Source organism: Luteimonas sp. A501 (genome assembly GCF_054052085.1).
On record NZ_JBSVRI010000002.1, the window covers coordinates 203,271 to 224,646 of the forward strand.

Sequence of the window (21,376 nt, forward strand, 5' to 3'; positions counted from 1 at the left end):
TTCAATGATGGCCGGTCACACTTCATGGCATTGCACCACGAACCTTGCAGGAACCGTTCCCATGCTCAAGCGCGTCGTCCTTTTCCTCGCCACCAACATGGCGGTGCTGGCCCTGCTCAGCATCATCATGTCGGTGTTCGGTATCAACCCGCAGTCGATGGGCGGCCTGCTGGTGATGGCGGCCCTGTTCGGCTTCGGCGGCTCGCTGATCTCACTGCTGTCGTCCAAGTGGGTGGCCAAGCGCGCGGCCGGCCTGCATGTCATCACCCAGCCGAACAGCGACGTCGAGCGCTGGCTGGTCGACACCGTCGCCCGCCAGGCGCAGGCGGCCGGGATCGGCATGCCCGAGGTCGCGATCTACGATGCGCCGGAGATCAATGCCTTCGCCACCGGTGCCAACCGCAACAACGCCCTGGTGGCGGTGTCCACCGGCCTGCTGCGCTCGATGGATCAGGACGAGGCAGAGGCGGTGCTGGCGCACGAGGTCAGCCACGTCGCCAACGGTGACATGGTCACCATGGCGCTGCTGCAGGGCGTGCTCAACACCTTCGTGATCGTGCTTGCGCGCCTGGTCGGCCGGGTGATCGACGGCTACCTGAGCGGTGGCCGTGACAACGGCGGTGGCGGGCTGGCGTACTTCGCCATCGTATTCGCGCTCGACATGGTCTTCGGCCTGTTCGCGAGCATGATCGCGATGTGGTTCTCGCGCCATCGCGAGTTCCGCGCCGATGCCGGTGGCGCCGCGCTGGCGGGGCGGGAAAAGATGATCGCCGCGCTGAAGCGCCTGTCGCTCAACCAGGGCCAGAACACCCTGCCCAAGCAGGTCGCGGCCTTCGGCATCAGCGGTGCGATGGGCCACGGCCTGCGCCGGCTGATGCTCAGCCACCCGCCGCTGGAAGAGCGCATCCGCGCGCTTGAGGCCGGCAGCGTGGACGGCGAGGCCGCTCTGCGCCAGGGCCTGCTGGCCTGATGGCATCGGTGGCACCGCGCGTGCGGTGCCACCCGGGCCTTACTCGAAGTCGTAGCCCATGTCCGGCCCCGACGGGGCCAGGAAGTTGCCGGAGACGTAGTCCACGCCGGTGCCGAACAGCACCGACATCGTCGCCGCGTCGCCGACGAAGTCGGCCATGGTCTGGATGCCGAGTTCACGCGCCTTGGCGGCAATCTCGCGTACCCGGCCCTGGTTGTCGGCATTTGCCGGCAGCTCTTCGATGAAGCCGGGGTCGATCTTGAGCATGTTCGGCTTCAGGTGCGCGAGCAGCTGGAACGAGTCCAGGCCGGCGCCGAAGTTCTCCAGCGCGATGCGGCAGTCCAGCCGCGCGGCCGCGGCCGCGAATTCCTGCGCGGCCTTGAGGTGGGTGAACACCTTGGCCTCGGCGAGTTCGATCACCAGGTATTCGCCGGGTACGCCGTGCGCCAGCAGCTGCTCGCCGATGTAGCGCGGCAGGCTGTCGTCGGCCAGCGAGGCCTGGCTGACCTTGACCAGCAGGGTGGTGGGCTTGTTGGCGCGGATGCGCTCGCCGATCACCGCGATCGCGCGGCCGACCACGTAGCGGTCGATCTCCCAGAGCAGGCCGTGCTCCTCGGCGATCTGCAGGAAGCTCAGCGGCTTGATCAGCTCGCCGTCGGCACCCTGCAGGCGCAGGAAGGCCTCGTACACGGCGCCGGTATCGCCCTGCAGGCTGATCACCGGCTGGTAGTGCAGGACGAAGCCCTCGTGGTCGAGCGCGTCGCGCAGGCGCGAAACCCAGGCCTGGATGTGCTCCTCCTCGGCGCGATCCACCGCGCTCGGGTCGAAGAGCTCGAAGCGGTTGCCGCCCGTGGCGCTGGCCGAGGCCATGGCCTCGGTGGCCTTGGCGAGGACCTGGCTGACGCTGGCGATCTTCTCGCCGATCTGGACCGCGCCGATGCTGGCGGTGATCACGCTCGAGCGCGAACCGATCTCGAACAGGTCGGCGGAGAACGCCTCCAGCACCTTGCGCGCCGCGGCCTCGGTGCCGGCGTGGTCGCTGTTGGGCACCAGCAGAGCCAGGGTGTGTTCGCCGAAGCGGGCGGCCACCGCGTCCAGGCCCTCGGCCACGCCGCCGAGGCGGGTGGCTGCCGCGGCCAGCAGGTCGTCGGCCGAGTCCAGGCCGATGTCGGCCAGCAGGTGTTGGTAGTGGTCCGGTTCGACCAGCAGCAGTCCGTGCTGCGCGCGGCCCTGGGCAGCGGCGTCCACCGCGTTCTCGAGCGCGAGCAGGAACGTGGCACGGTTGTACAGGCCGGTGGCCTGGTCGCGCTGGCGCAGCTCTTCGATCTCCTGCGCCAGCTCCGGATCGAGCTCCTGGCGGCGGATCACCACCTGCACGCAGGGTTCGCCCTCGTACTGCGCCTGGGCGAATTCCATCGCCGCCGGGAACGCATTGCCGTCGATGTCCCGTGCCTGCAGCTCGTGGCGCGGCGGCGGCGCCTCGCCCTGGCCCAGGCCTTTCAGCAGCTGGCGGAATGCCTCCACGTCCTGCGGGGCGACCATGTCCAGCAGCGACATGCCTTCGATGTCCTCGAAATCCGCGTAGCCGAACATCTCCAGATAGGCCTGGTTGGCGCGGATGTGCATGCCCTCGTGGACATAGGCGATGGGATCGCGCGAAGAGTCGATCAGCGCGTCGCAGCGGCGCTCGGTCTCGCGCAGGCGTGCCTCCAGCCGGCGCTGTGCGCGCCGCGCCTCCAGATCGGCCCAGGCGTCGCGGAGCACGGCCAGCAGCAGCGCGGACGGTTCGCGCAGCGCCAGCGCGCGTGCACCATCGCTCTTGGCCTGGATGTAGCTGTCCCTGTCGATCGCATCGGCCAGCGCCACCACCGGCACGTCCTTGCCGGTGGCCGCCACCTGCTGCACGACCGCGGCGAGCGACAGCATGCGCGAGTCCTGCTGGGCGACGACCAGGTCCAGCGCCTGCGCGCCGACCAGGCTGGCGAACTCGTCCGCCGACGACGGGCGCAGCGGGCGCACGGCGATGCCCGCGTTGCGCAGGGTGCTGACGATGGCTTCGGCCGACTCGGGACTGTCGTCGACGATCATCAGTCGCAGCGCGGTGTCCTGGCTTTTCGACATGGGGTTCTCCGTGGAAGCCGCGTTATGCCATGCGCCGGCTCGCGGCGTCCACGGCGGGGGCATGGCAACAGGGCGCAGGTCGCGGTTGATGGCGACCGCGGTCACAGCGCGCGCTTGGACGCATCGCCGGCGACCTCGCGCACCAGGCGCGGGACAAGATAGCCCGGCAGGCGGGCCACCAGGGCCGCGTGCAGGTCGAGGGCGCGGGCGTCGTCGACCTCGAAGTGGGCGGTGCCGGCGACGCGGTCCAACTGATGCAGGTAGTAGGGCAGCACGCCGGCCTCGAAGCCGCGCTCGCAGAGCCCGGCCAGGGCGTCGACCGAGTCGTTGACCCCGGCCAGCAGCACCGCCTGGTTGAGGAGGCTGGCCCCGGTGCCGCGCAGCGCGGCCATGGCGGCATCCACCGTGGCGTCGAATTCATTGCCGTGGTTGGCGTGGACCACCACCGCCACCGGCCAGGGCAATCCGCGCAGCCAGGCCAGCAGTTCGTCGTCCACGCGCTCGGGCAACACCACCGGCAGCCGGCTGTGGATGCGCAGACGGCGGACGTGGGGCACCGCCCGCAGCAGGTCGGTGAGGTCGGCCAGTTTGCGGGTCGCCAGCGACAGCGGATCGCCGCCGGACAGGATCACTTCGGTGATGCCGGGATCGGCCGCGATCGCCGCCACGGCGTCGGCCCAGCCGCCGGCGGCCGCGGTTTCTTCGGCATAGGGAAAGTGGCGGCGGAAACAGTAACGGCAGTTGATGGCGCAGCTGCCGGTGGCGACCAGCAGGGCGCGACCGTTGTACTTGTGGATGACGCCGCGGGCGGTCTTCGCGGCGGCGTCGCCGACCGCGTCCAGGCCGAAGCCGGGCACGCTGCGCAGCTCGTCCACGCGCGGCAGCACCTGGCGCAGCAGGGGGTCGTCGGGGTCTCCATGGCGCATGCGGGCGACGAAGCCGCGCGGCACCCGCAGGGCGAAGGCGGCCATCGCCGCCTCCGGTACCGCCGCCGCCTCCGCATCCAGCCCGAGCAGGCCCAGCAGCTCGCGCGGGTCGCGCACCGAGGCGCGCCACGCCTGCTGCCAGCCGGGTGGCTGCATGGAAAGGGGGGCTGCGGGTATCATTTCCCACATAGTCTAGCCGCTCGCGCGGCCGACCCCGCCGAACACTTCGCAGGAGCACGCATGGCCAGCCATGGCATGAACGACGTCAAGAACGGAATGAAGATCCTCGTCCACGGGGAACCCGCGATCATCACCGACACCGAGTACGTCAAGCCGGGCAAGGGCCAGGCGTTCACCCGCGTGAAATACCGCCTGATCAAGTCGGGCCGGGTGCAGGAAGTGACCATGAAGGCGACCGACTCGATGGAAGCGGCCGACGTGGTTGATACCGACATGCGCTACCTGTACGCCGACGGCGAGTACTGGCACTTCATGGACCCGGAGAGCTTCGAGCAGGTCCAGGCCGACAAGGCCGGCATGGCCGGCGCGGAGAAGTGGCTCAAGGGCGAGGAAGATTGCGTGGTCACGCTCTGGAACGGCAGCCCGATCCAGGTCACGCCGCCGAACTTCGTCGAGCTGAAGATCACCGAGACCGACCCTGGCGTGCGCGGCGACACCTCTGGCGGCGGCGGCAAGCCGGCGACGCTTGAGACCGGCGCCGTGGTTCGCGTGCCGCTGTTCGTCAACCAGGACGAGCTGGTCAAGGTCGACACGCGCTCTGGCGAATACGTCGGCCGGGTCAAGTAAAACCGTGACGGCCGGGCCTGGTCCGACACGGCGTATCCGGAGCAGCACCGCCTGGATCCTGGCCGCCGCGCTTGCGGCCGCCTGGGTCCCTGCGCTGGCCGCGCCCGGCGCTTGCCCGGACGGCGTCGTCGAGTCGATGCGGACGTCCGATGCCTTCGGCGAACCCTTCGCGTCGGAGTACCTGATGAACATCGTGGCGGAGGCCTGCAAGGCCTGGCCGTACGATCCGGGCCGCCTGCTGGTGGCGGCGGCCTATTCGACCGACGAGAGCTTTTCCGGCAACAGGGAGCTGCAGATCCGGGTGGCGGTGCTGGATGCGCAGGACCTCCGCTTCCTGGCCGGCCACGCCTGGAAGGAATCGGAAGATGCCGGCTTCGAGCTTCTCGACCACGCCCTGACCCTGGATACCGCCCGCTACGACCTGGCGCCTGGCGTCCGTGCCTTCGGCGTCATCGTCGAGAACGCGGCCCCGGGACCCAGCTGCCCCGACTACCGCTATGACCGCGAGCTGCGGCTGTTCGTGGTGGATGGTGGCCGGCTGCGGCCGGTGCTGCGTCAACACCTCGATGCATGGATGCGGGTGGAGGGCGAGCCCTGCAGCCCTTCGATGGGGCCGGTGGTCACCGACCAGGCCGACATCATGCTGGCGATGGGCGAACAGCTGCATGCCGGCTACCGGGACATCCGCCTGTCCGCGCGGATCAGCCGGGCGTCGAGCGGATCCGACGCGACCGCGCTGCGCACCGAACGCGGCATGCTGCGATATGACGGCCGGCAGTACCGGCTCCTTGGTGAGGACGACGCGTTCTGGTCCGGCCCTCCCGGCCTTCGCGAATGGAGAGATATCCCGTGAATTCCACTGCCCCTGAAGCCTGCGACCTGCTGGTCGAGGCCGGATACGTCGTCCCGGTCGAACCGCACGGCGTGGTCCTCGAGGACCATGCGGTGGCCGTGCGCGGAGGCACCATCGTCGCCGTGTTGCCACGGGCCGAAGCGCGCGCGCGCTTCGCGCCGGCCGAGGTGGTGTCGCGTCCCGACGGGGTGCTGGTGCCGGGCTTCGTCAACGCCCACACCCACAACCCGATGACGCTGATGCGCGGCATCGCCGACGACCTGCCGCTCAAGACCTGGCTGCAGCAGCACATCTGGCCGATCGAGGCCGCGGTGATGGCGCCGGACTTCGTCGCCGACGGCGTCACGCTTGCGATCGCCGAGATGCTGCGCGGCGGCACCACCTGCTGCAACGAGAACTACTTCTTCCCCGACGTGCAGGCCGCGGTGTACAAGCGCCACGGCTTCCGCGCCCGCGTGGGCCTGCCGGTGATCGACTTCCCGACCGCCTGGGCCTCGGGTGACGACGAATACTTCGACAAGGCCGGCGTGGTCCACGACCAGTGGCGCGGCGACCCGCTGATCGCCATGTCCTTCGTGCCGCACGCGCCATACACGGTCAACGACGCCAACTTCGAGCGCGTGCGCATGCTCGCCGACCAGCTCGACATCCCGGTGCACCTGCACCTGCACGAGACCGCGCAGGAGGTCGAGCAGTCGATCAAGGATTACGGCCAGCGCCCGCTCGCGCGCCTGGATCGCCTGGGCCTGGTCAACGACCGCCTGATCGCGGTGCACATGACCCAGCTGACCGAGGCCGAGATCCACCTCTGCGCCGAGCGCGGCGTGAGCGTGGTGCATTGCCCGGAGTCCAACCTCAAGCTCGCGTCCGGCTTCTGCCCGGCCTGCGCGCTGGAGCGGGCCGGGGTCAACCTCGCCATCGGCACCGACGGCTGCGCCAGCAACAACGACCTCGACATGGTTGGCGAAACGCGCACGGCGGCCCAGCTTGCGAAGGCGGTGGCGCAGGACGCCGCGGCGTTCGATGCCTTCACCGCGCTGCGTGCAGCGACCTTTGGCGGCGCGAAGGCGATGGGCTTCGACCATCTGGTCGGTTCGCTGGAGCCGGGCAAGCAGGCCGACATGGCCTGCTTCGACTTCAGCGACCTCGAGACCCAGCCGCTGCACCATGTGGTGTCGCAGCTGGTCTATGCCGCCGGGCGCCACCAGGTCTCCGACGTCTGGATCGGTGGCGTCACCAAGCTGCGCGAGCGCGAGCTGGTCGACATCGACACCGCCGCCGTGGTCGCCAACGCCCGCCAGTGGCGTACGCGCATGGCCGGCATCCGCACCGGCGCCGGCTGAGCCGCGCCGGCGCGAACCACCCCGATCATCCAGAGCACGTCGCCATGACCGCCTCGCCCCAGGGCACGCAGAACTTCCGCCAGTCCGAACTCGACAAATTCGCCGAGCTCGCCAACCGCTGGTGGGATCCCGAAGGCCCGCAGAAGCCGCTGCACGCGCTCAACCCGGTGCGCCTGGGCTATGTGGCCGCGCGCAGCCCGCTGGCCGGTGCCAGGGTGCTCGACGTCGGCTGCGGCGCGGGCCTGCTGAGCGAGGCCATGGCGCGCGACGGCGCCGAAGTCACCGCGCTGGACCTCGCGCCGGACCTGATCAAGGTCGCGCGGCTGCATGCGCTGGAGTCGGGCGTATCGGTCGATTACCGGGTGCAGGCGGTGGAGGCGCTGGCCGCCGAGGCCGCCGGCAGCTTCGATGCAGTGACCTGCATGGAGATGCTTGAACACGTCCCGGACCCGGGCGCGATCATCGAAGCCTGTGCGCGGCTGCTGAAGCCGGGCGGCCGGCTGTTCGTCTCCACCCTCAACCGAACCCCGGCGGCGTTCGCGCTGGCGATCGTCGGTGCCGAGTACGTGGCCCGCCTGCTGCCGCGCGGCACCCACCAGTACCGCGACTTCATCCGGCCTTCCGAACTCGGTGCCTGGCTGCGCGCAGCGGGGCTGGAGCTCGGGGACGTCCGCGGCATCGCCTACGAACCCTGGGCCAACCGCGCGCGGCTGTCGTCGCGGACCGACGTCAACTACCTGGCCGCGGCGCGCAAGCCGGACGCGGCATGAGCGGCATCGCCGCCCGCACCCGCTTCCCGCGCTGCGTGCTGTTCGATCTCGACGGCACGTTGCTCGACAGCGCGCCGGACATGGCCGCGACGGTGAACCGCATGCGCACGGCGCGCGGTGCGCCGTCGATGCCGCTGGCCGACCTGCGGCCGCATGTCTCCAAGGGTGCACGCGCGATGAGCGCGGCGGCCTTTCCGGAGCTCGCCGGCGAAGTGCCGCCCGACATGATCAAGGAGTTCCTGGCCGTCTACGGCGAAGAACTCGGCCGCCACGGCGCGGCCTTCGACGGCATCGAAGCGATGCTGGCCGCGCTGGAGGCCGACGGCGCGCGCTGGGGCATCGTCACCAACAAGCCCGAGTACCTCGCGCGCGGCCTGATGCCGGCATTGGGCTGGGAAACGCGCAGCGGCGTGCTGATCGGTGGAGACACCCTTGCCGAGCGCAAGCCGCATCCGCTGCCGCTGCTGCACGCCGCCGAAGCGATGGGTTTCGCAGTGGCCGACTGCGTCTACGTCGGCGATGACGAGCGCGACATCCTCGCCGCGCGCGCCGCTGGCATGCGTTCGCTGGTCGCGCTCTGGGGCTACCGCCTGCAGCACGACGATCCGCTCGCCTGGCAGGCCGATGCGATGGCGGAAACACCAGCGGACCTGCTTGATCCGGACATCTGGCCGTGAGCATCGACGTCGACATCCGCGACGAGGCGGCGAGCTTCGTCGACAAGTGGCGCGCGCGCTGGCCGGAGTGGTCGGTGGCGATGGCCTTCGTGGCGAAGGACCGGCAGCCGCTGGCCGAAGCCTGGTTCACCCTGCTGCAGGAGCTCATCGACGCGGCCTGGGGCGGCGGCGATCCGACGCCGGGACTGGCCAAGCTCGCCTGGTGGCAGGAGGAGCTGGGCGGCTGGGCGAAGGGTGCGCGACGCCATCCGCTGGGCGCGCTGCTGCAGCCACGTTCCGCGCCCTGGCTGCAGCTGGGCCGGGCGCTGCCGGACCTGCGCGCGCTGCGTGGAGGCGATGGCGTCGATGACATCGTGGGTCCCGGCGGCGCGGCCGTTGGAGCGGACCCGGCGCAGGGCAGCGATGCCGGGAACGCCGGCCATGCGTTCGCCGCCGCCGTCGCGGACTGCGAAGCGGTGCTGTTCGATGGTCGCGCCTCCGACGTCGAGGCTGCCGCTGTTGTATTCCGCAGCCTGTTGGCCGAGCGAAACCTGATGCGCGGCGCGCCAATGGATCCGATAGCCACGGCTGATCCATCGTCCCCCGCGCCGCGTGCGGGATGCAGGGCGCGTGGCGTGCAGGCAGCCCTGGTGGAGGCGCGGCTTGCGCGTCCCGGCGCGGCGCTGCCGCCGCTGCGCGTGCTGCTCGCGGCCTGGCGCGGCGCGCGCAGGGCCGGCTGAATCGCGGCCAGGATCAACGCCTGCGACATGCAGCGTTTCGTCGGTCCGGCACCGGTGCGCGGTTAGAATTGCGGACCGTTCTCATTTGCAGGGTTCCGCGTGACTTCTTCCAGCCCGTCCCCGGCGTTGCCCGACGTCGCCTACGATCGTGCCGCCGCGGCCCGTCCGCTCGACTGGGTCGGCATGCGCCGCGTCGCGCTGCCGCTGTGCGTGGCCGGCGAGGGCGGGCAACCGCAGCAGGTGCCGGCCTGGGCCGACATCGGCGTGGACCTGGCCAGCGCCGAAACCCGCGGCATCCACATGTCGCGCCTGTACCTGTTGCTGCAGGACCGGCTTCCGGTGGAGCCGCTGACCGCATCCTCGCTGCGCGCACTGCTGCGCGACTGCATCGATTCGCAGGCGGGCGTTGCCACCACCGCGCGCCTGGGCCTGCGCTGGGAGCAGCTGCTGAAGCGCCGCGCGCTGGCCAGTGACAACGCCGGCTGGAAGTCCTATCCGGTGGAGATCGACGCCAGCCTGTCGCCTTCGGGCGCGGAGATCGTGCTCGCCTTTGGCGTCGAATATTCCAGCACCTGCCCGGCCTCGGCTGCGCTGTCGCGCCGCGCCAATGCCGACGCCTTCGAAACCGATTTCGCCGATGACCAGGCACCGTCCAAGGTCGACGTGCACGCATGGCTCGGCTCCGGCCGCGGCATGGCCGCCACGCCGCACGCCCAGCGCAGCCGCGCCGATGTGCGTGTGACCCTGCGCGACGACGTCGACGCGCTGCCGCTGCTGGAACTGGTCGACGCCATCGAGGCCGCGCTCGGCACCCCGGTGCAGACCGCGGTCAAGCGCGAGGACGAACAGGCCTTCGCCCGCGCCAACGCCGCCAACCTCATGTTCTGCGAGGATGCCGCCCGCCGCGTTGCCGCCGTCGTGTCCACCAGTCCGCGCGTCGCCCGCTTCGACGTGACCGTCTCGCATTTCGAGAGCCTGCACGCCCATGACGCCGTGGCGCGGGTGACGGGTGTGGTGGGGTAAGCGAAGACATCTCCTGATGCCCCGCCGCCGGGGTACGATTGCGCGATGTGGGGGAAGCGCAGGGTCAAACGGCAGTCCTGGTCGTGCAGCGTCTGGCTGTGCATCGTATTGCTGTGCGCGTGTACGGGCGCGTGGGCGAATCCCGCAATCGTGCTGCAAGCGCTGCCCGGCGACCCTGAACCCACCGCGGTCCTCTCCGGCGCGCTCGATGACCGCCTCGGCCCGCCCGTGGCACCCGTCATCAGGGCGTCAAGGGACGAGGTGACCTGGTGGCGGGTCACGACCCGCGAACCCGTGGGCGCCGGCGACCAGCCGAAGCTGCTGCTGCGCGCGCCCTTCCTCAACCAGGTGCAGGCGTGGGCGCCCGGCGGCGACCAGCCCGCGCGCCATGCGCTGTACGGCAGGCACGCGGACCCGAGCCACTCGCCCCGCGCCCTCGTCGTGGACCTGCCGCAGGGCATCCCGGCGGGGCAGGCGGTGTGGCTTCGGATCTCCACCGCATCCTCGCTGCAGATGCCGGTTTCGATCGAACCGCTCGATGTCGTGCATCGCGACGACCTGTTCCATGCCAGCTGGCGGGCGTCCGTGCTGTCGGTGCTGCTGGTCCTTGCCCTGCTGGCCTTCGCGTTCCGCTTCGGAACCGGTGATCCAAGCTTTGCCTGGTTTGGCGCGATGCTGTGCTTTGCGGTGCTGTACATGGTGTCGATCAGCGGTGATTTCCGCTTGCTGACGGGTGCCGATGCGCTGTTTGGAAACTCGCATCGCGTCAACCGCATCGCCGGCGGGTTCGGCATCGTCTGCAGCAATCTCTTCCAGCGCGCATATCTCGACCTTCGCGGCAAACTGCCGCGCCTGGACCGGATGCTGTGGGCGACCACCGCCATGGCGGCGGTGGCAGGCATCGGCAGCATTTTCTTCGACGCGGTGTGGCTGGGGCGCATCGGCAACATTGGACTGATCCTGTCGGCAGCCGTGCTGCTGTCGGGGAGCACGATTCTGGCGCTGCGCGGCGATCGTCCCGGGCGCGTGGTGATGGCGTCCTGGCTGCCGCTGATGCTGCTCGTCACATTGATGGCGAGCGAGATGATGGGACTGTGGGCGGGCCCGGCGTGGCTGCCCCAGGGCTTGGCCGGGGCCTTTGCCCTCGCCGGGCTGCTGCTGACCATCGGCCTGGCGGACAAGCTGCTCGAGCTCCGCCGCGACCGCGACCAGGCCAGTGCGCTGGCACGGGCGGACGAACTTACTGGCCTGCTCAACCGCGCCGGCATCGAGGTCGAGCTGCGCCGGGCGATCCAGGGGGCGATGGAAAAGGACGAGCCGATGAGCATCGCCTTCCTCGACATCGACAATTTCAAGACGATCAACGACGTGCACGGGCACGGCATCGGCGACCAGGGCCTGCGCATCGTCTCCAAGCGCGTGCGCAACCAGCTGCGCCTGGGGGATGTCATTGGCCGCTATGGCGGCGATGAGTTCCTGGCGGTATTGCCAGGCGCCGGCCTCGGCGAGGCACTGGACGTGGCCGGGCGCATGCTTGCATCAGTCAACGGCCGCCCGCTGCTGATCGACATGCTGCGGCTGGATGGCAGCCTGAGCATCGGCGTGGCGGAATACGTGGCCGGCGAATCCGCCGAGGCGCTGGTCGAGCGCGCCGACGCCGCGCTGTACGTCAGCAAGCAGGGCGGGCGCAACCGCGTCTCGAGTGCAGGGGACGGCCAGCCGGCCACGGCCACATCATGACCAGCAAGACAACCGGAGACAGCATGGACACGATCGCGATTGACAGCCTGCAGGAAGGCGACATCCTGTTGATGATGGGTGATGGGCCGTTGTCGGACCTGATCGCCTGGGCCAGCGACGGCACGTACAGCCATGCGGCGATGGTCGTGGACCAGGGCGAATTGATCGAGGCCTCGCTGTCCGGGGTGCGGCGCTATCCGCTTGCGAAGCGCCTGGGCGAGGTCGACCACTATCATTGGATCGACGCCTTCCGCGCCCATGATGACCAGGGCCGTCCTTTCGATTCCGGCGAGCGCCGCCTGGTTCGCGAACACGCGCAGGCCCTGCTGGGTGCCCCGTACCCGGTCGATCAGCTGGCGCTGTTCGGCGCGATCATGGCGCTGCGCGGGAAGTGGCCCGTCCACCCCTGGGCACGCCAACTCGTGCGCCTGGCGCTGGACCACGCCGTCCCGTCCGAATCCCCGGCGATGCTCTGCAGCGAAGTCGTCTATCGCAGCTGGGCCGAGTGCGCGGTGGAGCCGCGCGGCCGGCTGGCGCCGCGGATCATCGAGGGCGAACGCGGCAGGGCGCCGTTCCCCGAAATCGACTGGAAAAGGCTGATCGACGAGATGGGCCCGCTGCTGGGCACAGGCACCGCGGAAGCGGTTGCCCGCGGTACCGGCCCGGGATTCCGCAGCGCCGAAGCCCTGTTCGAAGAGGGCGAAGATATTTCCGACGAGGCCCTGGACCAGGCAAGCCGGCGGGTCCTCTCGCAGCTGCAGCCGGACAACCACGGCCTGATGCGCAGCGCAGGCGCTGGCGCCAGCCTGGCCCACGCTCCGAACCCGCGCCTGGTCTCTCCGCAGGACCTTGCGAACTCGCCCGGTGCGGGGCTTCTGGGCCGCTTGATGCAACGCCCTGGTTGAGAGCCCGCGGAAAAGCAGATTGTCCTAGCTTTCAAGGCCTCTCCAGCACCAGCAACGGATCCACCCGCACGTTGAACCAGTTCATCCCCCAGTGCAGGTGCGGTCCCGTGGCGCGGCCGGTAGCGCCGACGGCGGCGAAGGCCTGGCCCTGCTCGACGCGGTCGCCCACGGTGACGTCGATGCGTGAAAGGTGCAGGAAGTTGGAGCTCACGCCGTGGCCGTGGTCGATCACCACGGTGCCGCCGGTCAGGTAGAGGCCCGGGTCGGCGAAGGTGACGATGCCGGCGGCCGGGGCCTTCACCGGGGTGCCGGTGGGGGCGGCGATGTCCATGCCGGAATGGCCGGCGCCTGGCTTGCCGTTGTAGATCCGGCCGCTGCCGAAGCGGCCGCTGATGCGGCCCTCGACCGGACGGGTGAAGCGCTGGGCAAAGTCGGGGCGGTCGTCGTCGCGGGTGCGTGCGGCGGTCACCTTGGCCTGCTCGCGGCGGATGCGCTCGGCGATCGCCGGTGGCGGGTCGACGGTCTTTGGCGGCACCCCGTTGACGCGTTCCATCGGCCAGTCGCGCGGGTCGACGAGGATGCTGGCCTCCGTGCGGCTGCCGTCGGGGCGGGTCACCGCCACCCGCAGCGGGCCGCTGGCGTCGCGACCGACGCCGAACACCACGGTGCCGTAGCCGGTGCTGCGCAGGGTGCGGCCGTCGTACTCGACGCGGCTTCCCGGCGGCACCTTGCCCAGGACCAGAGCGCCCTGCTGCACGCGTTCGGGAAACGCCACGCGCAGGTCCGCCGCCGTGTCGGCCGCGGCCACCGCAGGCACCGCCTGGGCCATGGCCAGCGCCCAGGGCAGGGAGGACAGCAGGCCGACGAACAGCGCTGCGGTCACCTTCATCGCGCGAATTCCAGCCGGCGGCCGTTCGGCGCACCGACCAGCCGGGCGCCATCCCAGGCCAGTTCGCCGTTGACCCAGGTCGAGGCGATGCGCGAGCGGAAGGTCGTGCCCTCGAAGGGCGACCAGCCGCACTTGGACAGCACGTCTTCGCGCTTCACGGTGAACGGCACGTCCTCCACCAGCACCAGGTCGGCGTGGTAGCCCTCGCGCAGGAAGCCGCGCTCGGCGACGTCGAACAGCTGCGCCGGGGCGTGGGCGAACTTCTGCACCACGCGCGCGGCGTCGAAATGGCCCTCGTGCACGCATTCAAGCGCCGCCACCAGGGCGTATTGCACCAGCGGCAGGCCGCTGGGCGCGCGCGTATACGGCGCCTGCTTCTCTTCCCAGGTGTGCGGGGCATGGTCGGTGGCGAGCACGTCGATGACGTCGTCGGCCAGGGCGCGCAGCAGCGCTTCGCGGTCGCTGGCGTCCTTGATCGCCGGGTTGCATTTGATCTGGTGGCCCAGGCGCGCGTAGTCGGCGCGGTCGAAGCGCAGGAAGTGGATGCAGGTCTCGGCGGTGATGCGCTTGCGCAGCCGGCCGTCGGCGTCGACCAGCGGGCCGGCCTCGAACAGCGCCAGCTCGTCGGCGGTGGAGATGTGCAGCACGTGCAGCCGGGTGTCGTGGCGGCGCGCCAGCTCCAGCGCCAGGCGCGTGGACTTGATGCAGGCCTCGCGCGAGCGGATGTCGGGATGGCAGGCGGCGGGAATGTCGTCGCCGTACTTCTCCCGGTAGCGCGCCTGCTCGGCGTCGATCATCGGGGTGTCTTCGCAGTGGGTGATGATCGGCACCGGGGTGTCGCGGAAGATGCCGTCGAGGGTCTCCGGATCGTCCACCAGCATGTTGCCGGTGGAGGCGCCCATGAACACCTTCAGCCCCGGCGTGGCCCGCGGGTCGATGGCGCGCACGGCCTCCAGGTTGTCGTTGCTGGCGCCCATGTAGAAACCATGGTTGGCGTGGGCGCGGCCGGCGGCGCGCTGGTATTTGTTCTCCAGCGCCGCGGCATCAAGGGTCGGGGGGCTGGTGTTGGGCATGTCCATGAAGCTGGTCAGGCCGCCGGCCACGGCCGCCGCGGACTCGGTGGCCATGTCGGCCTTGTATTCCATGCCCGGTTCGCGGAAATGCACCTGGTCGTCGATCATGCCCGGCAGCAGCCGGCGCCCCTCGGCATCGACCATGGTTTCGCCGGCGCGCGGCGCCAGGCTGCCGATGGCGTCGATGCGGCCGTCGCGGATGCGCAGGTCGGCATCGAATTCGCGGCCTTCATTGACCAGGCGCGCATTGAGGATGAGGGTGTCGGTCATGGCGGGCTTCCGTCGTCGCGCGGCGGGACCGGGTCCATGCCGCCGGGGTTGAGGGGGTGGCAGCGCCCGACGCGCTTCGCGGCCAGCCAGCTTCCACGCAGGGCGCCGTGCAGCGCAATGGCCTGCATGGCGTATTCCGAGCAGGTCGGCAGGAAACGGCAGCGCGGACCGAGCAGCGGGCTGAGCCAGCGTTTATAGCCGCGCAGCAGCGCGATGAGCATGCGGTCGATCAAGGGGGCGCCGGATAAAAGTGGGGTGCGCGGCGCGCCGCGGTTGCCGCTGCAGTCAGGGCAGGGTATAACAGCCCGCTTTCCCGTCCAAGCGCCGGGAGTGTGGCGCCGGCCACGAGCGCGTCCTCAAAAACGCTACCGGTGGCCGGACACGTCAGTCGTCGCCGCGATGCGGCCACGTACCGCTGGATGCCCCACTTCCGCTGCATTGGCCGGTGGCCGGCCGCGTGGAGCGGACCGGCAACCCACTTCTACAAGAAGGATCGCCGAACGTGGCAGTGAAGAAGACCGTCAAGAAGGCCGCGAAGGCCGTCAAGCCCACAGCGAAGAATGGCGCTTCGAAGCAGGCCGCTTCAAAGAAGGTCGCGCCGAAGAAGGTCGCGCCGAAGAAGGCGGCCTCGAAGAAGGCTGCGCCGACGAAGGCCGCCCCGAAGAAGGCCGCCCCGAAGAAGGCCCTCGCGGCAGCGCCGGCCAAGGGCGCCGTGAAGAAGGCGCCGGTGAAGGCCGCGGTGAAGAAGGCGCCGGCGAAGGCCGCGGTGAAGAAGATCGCGAAGCCTGCGGCAAAGAAGGCGGCAGTGAATAAAACGTCGGTTGAAAAGACCCCAGTGAAGAAGGTGGCTGTGAAAAAAGTTCCGGTGAAGAAGGTCGTGGAAAAGAAGGTCGCGGCCAGCAAGTCCGCCCCGGTGGCGAAAAAGGCCGTCGTGAAGAAGGCTGTCGTGAAGAAGGCGGTGGCGAAGAAGGCCGCTCCGCCGGTGAAGAAGGCGGCTGCGACGAAGGTCGCCGCCAGCGCGCCGGTCGCGAAGAAGGCCGCGCCCGCGGCCCGGAAGGCGACCGCCAAGCCTTCGACCAAGGTCGGCCAGGTGCCACCGGCACGCAAGATCCCGGCACGTCCGGCGGGTAAGGTGGCGGTCGCCGTGACCAACAGGCCCGCCACCACTCCGGCGCCGAAGACCCGCTACAAGACCATTCCCCACAAGATCGACGAGGCCACCGGCCGTCCGATCCTTCCGGCGGGCTACAAGCCCGGCCCGGACGAGGAATACATGAGCGCGCTGCAGCTCGAGTACTTCCGCCAGCGCCTGGCGGACTGGCGCGCCGACCTCGTGGACGAGTCCAAGCAGACCATCGAGAACCTCAAGGACGAAGTGCGCGACGTTGGCGACGACGCGGAGCGTGCCACGCGCGAGACCGAGAATTCCCTGGAGCTGCGTACCCGCGATCGCTACCGCAAGCTGATCGGCAAGATCGACAGCACGCTCAAGCGCGTGGATTCGGGTGATTACGGCTTCAGCGTCGACTCCGGCGAAGAAATCGGCCTGGATCGCCTCGAGGCCCGCTTGACCGCCGAGCGCACCATCGACGAGCAGGAGCGCTGGGAGCACCTGCAGAAGCAGATCGGCGACTGAGGCTGCTGCGTCATCGAGTCCCACGGAAAACCCCGCGCAGGCGGGGTTTTTCTTTGGCCCTTCTCCCGGCTGGGAGAGAAGCGTGTCCCGCGCGCAAATGTCCTGAAACAGGTTGCAGCGTCGTCTATGTCAGGCGGGGCAACGGTCCATTCCCGCGGGTTGTCCCGGGGGCAGTCGATCAGGATGCCACGCATGAAGTTCTCCAGCACCTGTTGTTTCGCAGCGATGCTGTCGGTGGGCGTTTGCGCGTCCGCGATGCCAGCACAGGCCGACGCGGCGACGGTGGAGCGCGCCTACGTACACAACGGCGGTAGTGCCTGCACAGGTGCGCTGCCCACTTACGAAGGCGCACTTCGCAAACGTCCGAAAGCCATTGCCAACGAGGGAGCAAGCATCGCCTTCGTCACCTGCTCCGCCGTGTGGGACGACGCAAACCCCTCCAACCCATTCAAGGTGGCGGCAAGCGTGACCAATCGCGGCACTGCAGCGGCCACCCTGTCGTGCACGTTCGTCAATGGGAACGAGTTCTACGGCTCGGTCTCCACTCCGGCCACGATCAGCGTGCCGGCCGGTGGATTCAGCGTGATCGGTTGGGATCCGGTGCTGCCGGCAACCCAGTTCCCGTTCAGTGCCGCAAGCATCAGCTGTGCGCTGAGGCCTGGCATGGAAATCAACTACTTCGGCCAGCAAGTCCACCAAGAAGTCGGTCTCTAGGCAATCGCGTACCGTGTCAGTGGGCCGGCGCGCCCGGCGTCGCCCCGTGGGTGGGGGCGACGGAACCCGGCCCGCTTCCGCTTACGCCTGTGCGCGCTGCGCCGCGTCGCGGATGAAGGCGAGCAGGGCGGCCAGGCCGTTGCTGCGGGTCGGCGACAGGTGCTTGGCCAGGCCGATGTCGGCGATGTAGGACGGGTCGTTGGCCAGGATTTCCTGCGCGCTGCGCCCGGAGTAGACGCGCAGCGCGAGATACACCAGTCCGGAGACGATGGCCGAGTCACTGGCGGCGGCGAAGTCCAGTCGCGAGGCATCGCCCGAAGGCACGATCCAGACCATCGACTGGCAACCGTGCAGGCGGTGCGCCTCGGTGCGGAATTCAGCGGGGAATTCAGGCAGCTTGCGGCCGAGGTCGATCAGGTACTGATAGCGCTCGGACCAGTCGCTGAAGAAGGCGAATTCGTCGCGGATCGTGGCCTGGGCTTCGGCGGCGGTGGTTTCGATCGGGAAGTGTGTCCTGGCATCCATGGGTTCAGCCTCGCTTCCAGCGTACGCCCTGCGGCGTGTCTTCAAGAAGAATGCCCTCGCCGGCAAGCTGGTTGCGGATGGCGTCGGCGCGGGCGAAGTCGCGCGCCTGCTTGGCCGCACCCCGCTCGTCGACCAGGGCCTGGATGCGGGCGTCGTCATCGCCGGAGGTGCCGCGGGCGAACCAGGCTGCCGGTGCCTGCTGCAGCAGGCCGAGCGCGCGGCCGCCGGCGCGCAGGCTGGCGCCGAGCGTGGCCAGCGCCAGCAGCGGGCCGTCGCCGCTGGCGTCACCGTTGGCGATCGCGCTGCGCAGCACGCGCGCGTTGCCGGCGATCGCCGCCAGCTCCGCCAGCGCCTGCGGGGTGTTCAGGTCATCGTCGAGCGCGGCTTCGATTGCATTCGGGATCGCGACGTCCACCGGGGCGGCGATCCCGCCGTCCACGGCGCCGTGCTGCGCCAGCAGCGCATCGACGTCGCGCAGCGTCCCGTACAGCCGGTCCAGCGTGCGCACGCTCTGCTCGACCAGGCCGTCCGACCACTCCAGCGGCTGCCGGTAGTGCGCCGACATCAGCGCGTGGCGCAGCGCCTCGGGCGGATGGCGCTGCACCAGGTCGTGGACCTTCTCGATGTTGCCCACCGACTTCGACATCTTGGCGCCGCCGAAGTTGAGCATGCCGTTGTGCAGCCAGAAGCGCGCGAAGGGCGCGCCACCGTGGGCGCACTCGCTCTGCGCGATCTCGTTCTCGTGGTGGGGGAACTGCAGGTCGACGCCGCCGGCGTGGATGTCGATGGTCTCGCCCAGGTGGGCGGCGGCCATCGCCGAGCATTCGATGTGCCAGCCAGGGCGGCCGCGGCCCCAGGGCGAGTCCCAGCCGGGCAGGTCGCCGGTGGAGGGCTTCCAGAGCACGAAGTCGCCCGGGTCGCGCTTGTACGGCGCCACGTCCACGCGCGCGCCGGCGAGCATGTCATCGAGCTCGCGGCGGGAGAGCTTGCCGTAGCCGTCGAAGCTGGCGACCGCGAACAGCACGTGGCTTTCGGCGGCATAGGCGTGGCCGCTTTCGACCAGCCGTTCGATCATGGCGATGATCTCGGCGATGTGCGCCGTGGCTTCGGGTTCGATGTCCGGCGGTGCCACGCCCAGGGCGGCCATGTCTTCGCGGTAGGCGGCGGCGAAGCGGTCGGTGATGGCCGAGATCGGCACGCCCTGCGCGGCGGCGGCGGCGTTGATCTTGTCGTCGACGTCGGTGATGTTGCGGGCGTAGGCCAGCGCGCCGAAGCGGCGGCGCAGGACGCCGGCCAGCACGTCGAACACCACCGGCCCGCGGGCGTTGCCGATGTGCACGTAGTTGTAGACCGTGGGCCCGCAGACATACATCGTGGTGCGGGCGGGGTCGCGTGGCTGGAAGGCCTCGAGCGTGCGGCTGAGGCTGTTGAAGAGTCGGAGGGTCATTTCGCGGGCCGCTTGGCAGACCCGGGATTCTACCGGCGGGGCGCCGTGACAGCCACGATTCAGCCCTCCGGCAGGCCCAGCGCCTACACTCCGCGTTCACCATGCCTGCCTACTTTCCCGCAAAGCGGTGGCTGCCGCTGCTTCTGGCCCCCGCGCTCCTGGTCCCGGTGTTCGCGGCGCAACCCGCGTGGGCGCAGCACACGGTGATCCAGGACGAGAACGTGCGCTACGAGTACGCCCAGGTACTGCGCGCGGAGCCGGTCTACCAGACACTGCGCGCCACCAGCATGGTCGAGCGCTGCGAGCAGTCGAGCCTGGTCCAGCCCGAGGACAGCGAGGAGCGGCGCGGCTTGTCGCGCGTGGTCGGCGCCGTCCGCGACGTGTTGACCCCCGGGAACCGCCGCGATGCGGCGCCGGATACCGACGGTGACGGCGAGGGCGACTGCCGCATGGTGCCGGTGGAGCGCGAGTTCCGCCGCCCGATCGCCTATGACGTCGACTACGTGGTCCGCGGGGTGAAGTACCGCTCGCGGCTGCCGCGCGACCCGGGCAACCGGCTCCGGGTGAAGGTGGCGGTCACCCCGGTCGTGCCCGAAGGCAACGACGACTGAAGGCCTTGCCCGCTGCTGGCCGGCATGGGAAGATCGCTGCAATGCAACACGCCGACGCCCGAGTCCACGACCTCCTGACCTCCGCCCGCATGGCGGCAGGCATGACCTCGCGCGCGCGTCGACCGGAATCCGACCTTTCCCTGGGTTAGACCGGACCGCAGCTGTGTTCCGTCGTTCGAAGCCCGGCCCGAGCCGGGCTTTTTCGTTTCCGTTTCCCATGGACCAAGCCATGACTCCCACGCCGCAGCACTTCCTCAACACCCAGGACTGGACCCGCGCCCAACTCGACGCCGTGCTCGCCGAGGCCGCGCGCATGAAGCGCGAGCCGATCGGCGATGCGCTGAAGGGCAAGTCGATCGCCCTGGTGTTCTTCAATCCATCGATGCGCACCCGCACCAGCTTCGAGCTCGGCGCCTTCCAGCTCGGCGCGCACGCGGTGGTGCTGCAGCCGGGCAAGGATGCCTGGCCGATCGAGTTCGAGCTGGGCACGGTGATGGACGGCGAGACCGAGGAACACATCGCCGAGGTCGCGCGCGTGCTGAGCCAGTACGTCGACATGATCGGCGTGCGCGCCTTCCCGAAGTTCATCGACTGGGCGGTGGACCGCGAGGACCGGGTGCTGAAAGGCTTCGCGAAGTACGCCACGGTGCCGGTCATCAACATGGAGACCATCACCCATCCCTGCCAGGAGCTGGCGCATGCGCTGGCGCTGCAGGAGCACTTCGGCACCAGCGACCTGCGCGGGAAGAAGTACGTGCTGACCTGGACGTATCACCCGAAGCCGCTCAACACCGCGGTCGCCAATTCTGCGCTGACCATCGCCACGCGGATGGGCATGGACGTGACCCTGCTGTGCCCGACGCCGGAGTACGTGCTGGACGGGCGCTACATGGATTGGGCCGAAGCCAACGTGGCCGAAAGCGGCGGCTCGCTGGCCGTCAGCCACGACATCGAATCCGCCTACGCCGGCGCCGACGTGGTCTACGCCAAGAGCTGGGGCGCGCTGCCGTACTTCGGCAACTGGGCCCCGGAGAAGCCGGTCCGCGACCAGTACCGGCACTTCATGGTCGACGAGGCCAAGATGGCGCGCACCAACGGTGCCGTCTTCAGCCACTGCCTGCCGCTGCGCCGCAACGTCAAGGCCAGCGACGCGGTGATGGACTCGCCGGCCTGCATCGCCGTGCAGGAGGCGGGGAACCGGCTGCACGTGCAGAAGGCGGTGATGCGCACGCTGGTGGGCGCGCGCTGACGGTCTACCCACCATCCCCCGACTCTTATGGGAGCGGCTATAGCCGCGATCCGGCGACAACGATCGCGGCTGTAGCCGCTCCCACAGTTCCCCCATCCAGAGATCCGA

At 69.7% G+C, this 21,376-nt stretch carries 21 protein-coding genes; 14 read left to right on the forward strand and 7 right to left on the reverse strand.

Going from position 1 to position 21,376, the window contains the following annotated elements:
• Window positions 1-61 precede the first annotated feature (61 nt).
• Window positions 62-970: a protease HtpX gene (gene htpX, locus ACW7G5_RS07435; protein ID WP_457003217.1), complete on the forward strand. Its 909-nt coding sequence runs from the start codon at window positions 62-64 to the stop codon at window positions 968-970.
• A 39-nt stretch (window positions 971-1,009) separates the two neighbouring features.
• Here the strand turns inward: htpX and ACW7G5_RS07440 are convergent, their stop codons facing one another.
• Both ACW7G5_RS07440 and epmB read right to left on the reverse strand, forming a co-directional pair.
• A complete protein-coding gene (locus tag ACW7G5_RS07440; protein ID WP_457003218.1) occupies window positions 1,010-3,091 on the reverse strand; it encodes an EAL domain-containing protein in 2,082 nt (693 codons plus the stop codon).
• Window positions 3,092-3,192: 101 nt separating this feature from the next.
• Window positions 3,193-4,197 carry an EF-P beta-lysylation protein EpmB gene (gene epmB, locus ACW7G5_RS07445; protein ID WP_457003220.1) on the reverse strand — a complete coding sequence of 335 codons (1,005 nt, stop codon included), beginning with the start codon at window positions 4,195-4,197 and terminating at the stop codon, window positions 3,193-3,195.
• A 60-nt stretch (window positions 4,198-4,257) separates the two neighbouring features.
• On the opposite strand from epmB, the gene efp reads away from it, so the two are divergent.
• From efp to ACW7G5_RS07490, 9 genes are all read left to right on the forward strand, one after another.
• Window positions 4,258-4,824: an elongation factor P gene (efp, locus tag ACW7G5_RS07450; RefSeq protein WP_457003222.1), complete on the forward strand. Its 567-nt coding sequence runs from the start codon at window positions 4,258-4,260 to the stop codon at window positions 4,822-4,824.
• Window positions 4,825-4,960: 136 nt separating this feature from the next.
• A complete protein-coding gene (locus tag ACW7G5_RS07455) occupies window positions 4,961-5,677 on the forward strand; it encodes a PA3715 family protein (RefSeq protein WP_457003224.1) in 717 nt (238 codons plus the stop codon).
• The gene (locus ACW7G5_RS07460; protein ID WP_457003226.1) at window positions 5,674-7,020 is read left to right on the forward strand and encodes a TRZ/ATZ family hydrolase; all 1,347 of its coding nucleotides are present in this window, start codon (window positions 5,674-5,676) and stop codon (window positions 7,018-7,020) included. The genes ACW7G5_RS07455 and ACW7G5_RS07460 overlap by 4 nt, the downstream gene beginning before the upstream one ends.
• A gap of 44 nt (window positions 7,021-7,064) precedes the next feature.
• Complete coding sequence (ubiG, locus tag ACW7G5_RS07465) at window positions 7,065-7,790, forward strand: bifunctional 2-polyprenyl-6-hydroxyphenol methylase/3-demethylubiquinol 3-O-methyltransferase UbiG (protein ID WP_457003228.1); 726 nt, start codon at window positions 7,065-7,067, stop codon at window positions 7,788-7,790.
• Window positions 7,787-8,467 carry a phosphoglycolate phosphatase gene (gph, locus tag ACW7G5_RS07470; protein WP_457003230.1) on the forward strand — a complete coding sequence of 227 codons (681 nt, stop codon included), beginning with the start codon at window positions 7,787-7,789 and terminating at the stop codon, window positions 8,465-8,467. Before ubiG ends, gph begins: the two co-directional genes overlap by 4 nt.
• Window positions 8,464-9,186: a phytoene/squalene synthase family protein gene (locus ACW7G5_RS07475; RefSeq protein ID WP_457003232.1), complete on the forward strand. Its 723-nt coding sequence runs from the start codon at window positions 8,464-8,466 to the stop codon at window positions 9,184-9,186. Before gph ends, ACW7G5_RS07475 begins: the two co-directional genes overlap by 4 nt.
• Window positions 9,187-9,285: 99 nt before the next feature.
• Window positions 9,286-10,209 carry a GTP cyclohydrolase FolE2 gene (gene folE2 / locus ACW7G5_RS07480; protein ID WP_457003234.1) on the forward strand — a complete coding sequence of 308 codons (924 nt, stop codon included), beginning with the start codon at window positions 9,286-9,288 and terminating at the stop codon, window positions 10,207-10,209.
• A gap of 150 nt (window positions 10,210-10,359) precedes the next feature.
• Window positions 10,360-11,949, forward strand: a complete 1,590-nt coding sequence (locus ACW7G5_RS07485; protein ID WP_457003236.1) for a diguanylate cyclase — start codon at window positions 10,360-10,362, stop codon at window positions 11,947-11,949.
• Complete coding sequence (locus ACW7G5_RS07490; protein WP_457003237.1) at window positions 11,946-12,854, forward strand: hypothetical protein; 909 nt, start codon at window positions 11,946-11,948, stop codon at window positions 12,852-12,854. The genes ACW7G5_RS07485 and ACW7G5_RS07490 overlap by 4 nt, the downstream gene beginning before the upstream one ends.
• A 31-nt stretch (window positions 12,855-12,885) precedes the next feature.
• Here ACW7G5_RS07490 and ACW7G5_RS07495 read toward each other — a convergent pair whose 3' ends face one another.
• The 3 genes from ACW7G5_RS07495 to yidD are packed head-to-tail and all read right to left on the reverse strand — an operon-like array spanning window position 12,886 to window position 15,307.
• On the reverse strand, window positions 12,886-13,683 hold the full coding sequence (locus ACW7G5_RS07495) for a M23 family metallopeptidase (RefSeq protein ID WP_457003970.1): 798 nt from the start codon (window positions 13,681-13,683) through the stop codon (window positions 12,886-12,888).
• A gap of 56 nt (window positions 13,684-13,739) precedes the next feature.
• Complete coding sequence (locus ACW7G5_RS07500; protein ID WP_457003239.1) at window positions 13,740-15,086, reverse strand: dihydroorotase; 1,347 nt, start codon at window positions 15,084-15,086, stop codon at window positions 13,740-13,742.
• Window positions 15,083-15,307, reverse strand: a complete 225-nt coding sequence (gene yidD / locus ACW7G5_RS07505; protein ID WP_457003240.1) for a membrane protein insertion efficiency factor YidD — start codon at window positions 15,305-15,307, stop codon at window positions 15,083-15,085. Before yidD ends, ACW7G5_RS07500 begins: the two co-directional genes overlap by 4 nt.
• A gap of 281 nt (window positions 15,308-15,588) precedes the next feature.
• Between yidD and dksA the strand changes: the two genes are divergently transcribed.
• Window positions 15,589-16,722, forward strand: a complete 1,134-nt coding sequence (dksA, locus tag ACW7G5_RS07510) for an RNA polymerase-binding protein DksA (protein WP_457003242.1) — start codon at window positions 15,589-15,591, stop codon at window positions 16,720-16,722.
• A gap of 192 nt (window positions 16,723-16,914) precedes the next feature.
• Window positions 16,915-17,436 (forward strand): hypothetical protein, encoded by a 522-nt coding sequence (locus ACW7G5_RS07515; protein WP_457003244.1) that lies wholly within the window; start codon window positions 16,915-16,917, stop codon window positions 17,434-17,436.
• Between the two features lie 81 nt (window positions 17,437-17,517).
• On the opposite strand, the gene ACW7G5_RS07520 is transcribed toward ACW7G5_RS07515, so the two are convergent.
• On the reverse strand, window positions 17,518-17,961 hold the full coding sequence (locus ACW7G5_RS07520) for a SufE family protein (protein WP_457003246.1): 444 nt from the start codon (window positions 17,959-17,961) through the stop codon (window positions 17,518-17,520).
• Window positions 17,962-17,965: 4 nt separating this feature from the next.
• Window positions 17,966-19,408 carry a cysteine--tRNA ligase gene (gene cysS / locus ACW7G5_RS07525; protein ID WP_457003248.1) on the reverse strand — a complete coding sequence of 481 codons (1,443 nt, stop codon included), beginning with the start codon at window positions 19,406-19,408 and terminating at the stop codon, window positions 17,966-17,968.
• Between the two features lie 101 nt (window positions 19,409-19,509).
• Between cysS and ACW7G5_RS07530 the strand changes: the two genes are divergently transcribed.
• On the forward strand, window positions 19,510-20,019 hold the full coding sequence (locus ACW7G5_RS07530; protein ID WP_457003249.1) for a hypothetical protein: 510 nt from the start codon (window positions 19,510-19,512) through the stop codon (window positions 20,017-20,019).
• Between the two features lie 229 nt (window positions 20,020-20,248).
• Entirely contained in the window at window positions 20,249-21,268 is a 1,020-nt protein-coding gene (locus ACW7G5_RS07535) for an N-acetylornithine carbamoyltransferase (RefSeq protein WP_457003250.1), read from the forward strand.
• Window positions 21,269-21,376: the final 108 nt, after the last annotated feature.

Bases quoted from the DNA above. Each gene is read 5' to 3' on its own strand.
- htpX (WP_457003217.1), top strand. From the start codon at position 62: ATGCTCAAGCGCGTCGTCCTTTTCCTCGCCACCAACATGGCGGTGCTG.
- ACW7G5_RS07440 (WP_457003218.1), bottom strand. From the start codon at position 3,091: ATGTCGAAAAGCCAGGACACCGCGCTGCGACTGATGATCGTCGACGAC.
- epmB (WP_457003220.1), bottom strand. From the start codon at position 4,197: ATGATACCCGCAGCCCCCCTTTCCATGCAGCCACCCGGCTGGCAGCAG.
- efp (WP_457003222.1), top strand. From the start codon at position 4,258: ATGGCCAGCCATGGCATGAACGACGTCAAGAACGGAATGAAGATCCTC.
- ACW7G5_RS07455 (WP_457003224.1), top strand. From the start codon at position 4,961: ATGCGGACGTCCGATGCCTTCGGCGAACCCTTCGCGTCGGAGTACCTG.
- ubiG (WP_457003228.1), top strand. From the start codon at position 7,065: ATGACCGCCTCGCCCCAGGGCACGCAGAACTTCCGCCAGTCCGAACTC.
- gph (WP_457003230.1), top strand. From the start codon at position 7,787: ATGAGCGGCATCGCCGCCCGCACCCGCTTCCCGCGCTGCGTGCTGTTC.
- ACW7G5_RS07490 (WP_457003237.1), top strand. From the start codon at position 11,946: ATGACCAGCAAGACAACCGGAGACAGCATGGACACGATCGCGATTGAC.
- ACW7G5_RS07495 (WP_457003970.1), bottom strand. From the start codon at position 13,683: ATGGCCCAGGCGGTGCCTGCGGTGGCCGCGGCCGACACGGCGGCGGAC.
- ACW7G5_RS07500 (WP_457003239.1), bottom strand. From the start codon at position 15,086: ATGACCGACACCCTCATCCTCAATGCGCGCCTGGTCAATGAAGGCCGC.
- yidD (WP_457003240.1), bottom strand. From the start codon at position 15,307: ATGCTCATCGCGCTGCTGCGCGGCTATAAACGCTGGCTCAGCCCGCTG.
- ACW7G5_RS07515 (WP_457003244.1), top strand. From the start codon at position 16,915: ATGAAGTTCTCCAGCACCTGTTGTTTCGCAGCGATGCTGTCGGTGGGC.
- ACW7G5_RS07520 (WP_457003246.1), bottom strand. From the start codon at position 17,961: ATGGATGCCAGGACACACTTCCCGATCGAAACCACCGCCGCCGAAGCC.
- cysS (WP_457003248.1), bottom strand. From the start codon at position 19,408: ATGACCCTCCGACTCTTCAACAGCCTCAGCCGCACGCTCGAGGCCTTC.
- ACW7G5_RS07530 (WP_457003249.1), top strand. From the start codon at position 19,510: ATGCCTGCCTACTTTCCCGCAAAGCGGTGGCTGCCGCTGCTTCTGGCC.
- ACW7G5_RS07535 (WP_457003250.1), top strand. From the start codon at position 20,249: ATGACTCCCACGCCGCAGCACTTCCTCAACACCCAGGACTGGACCCGC.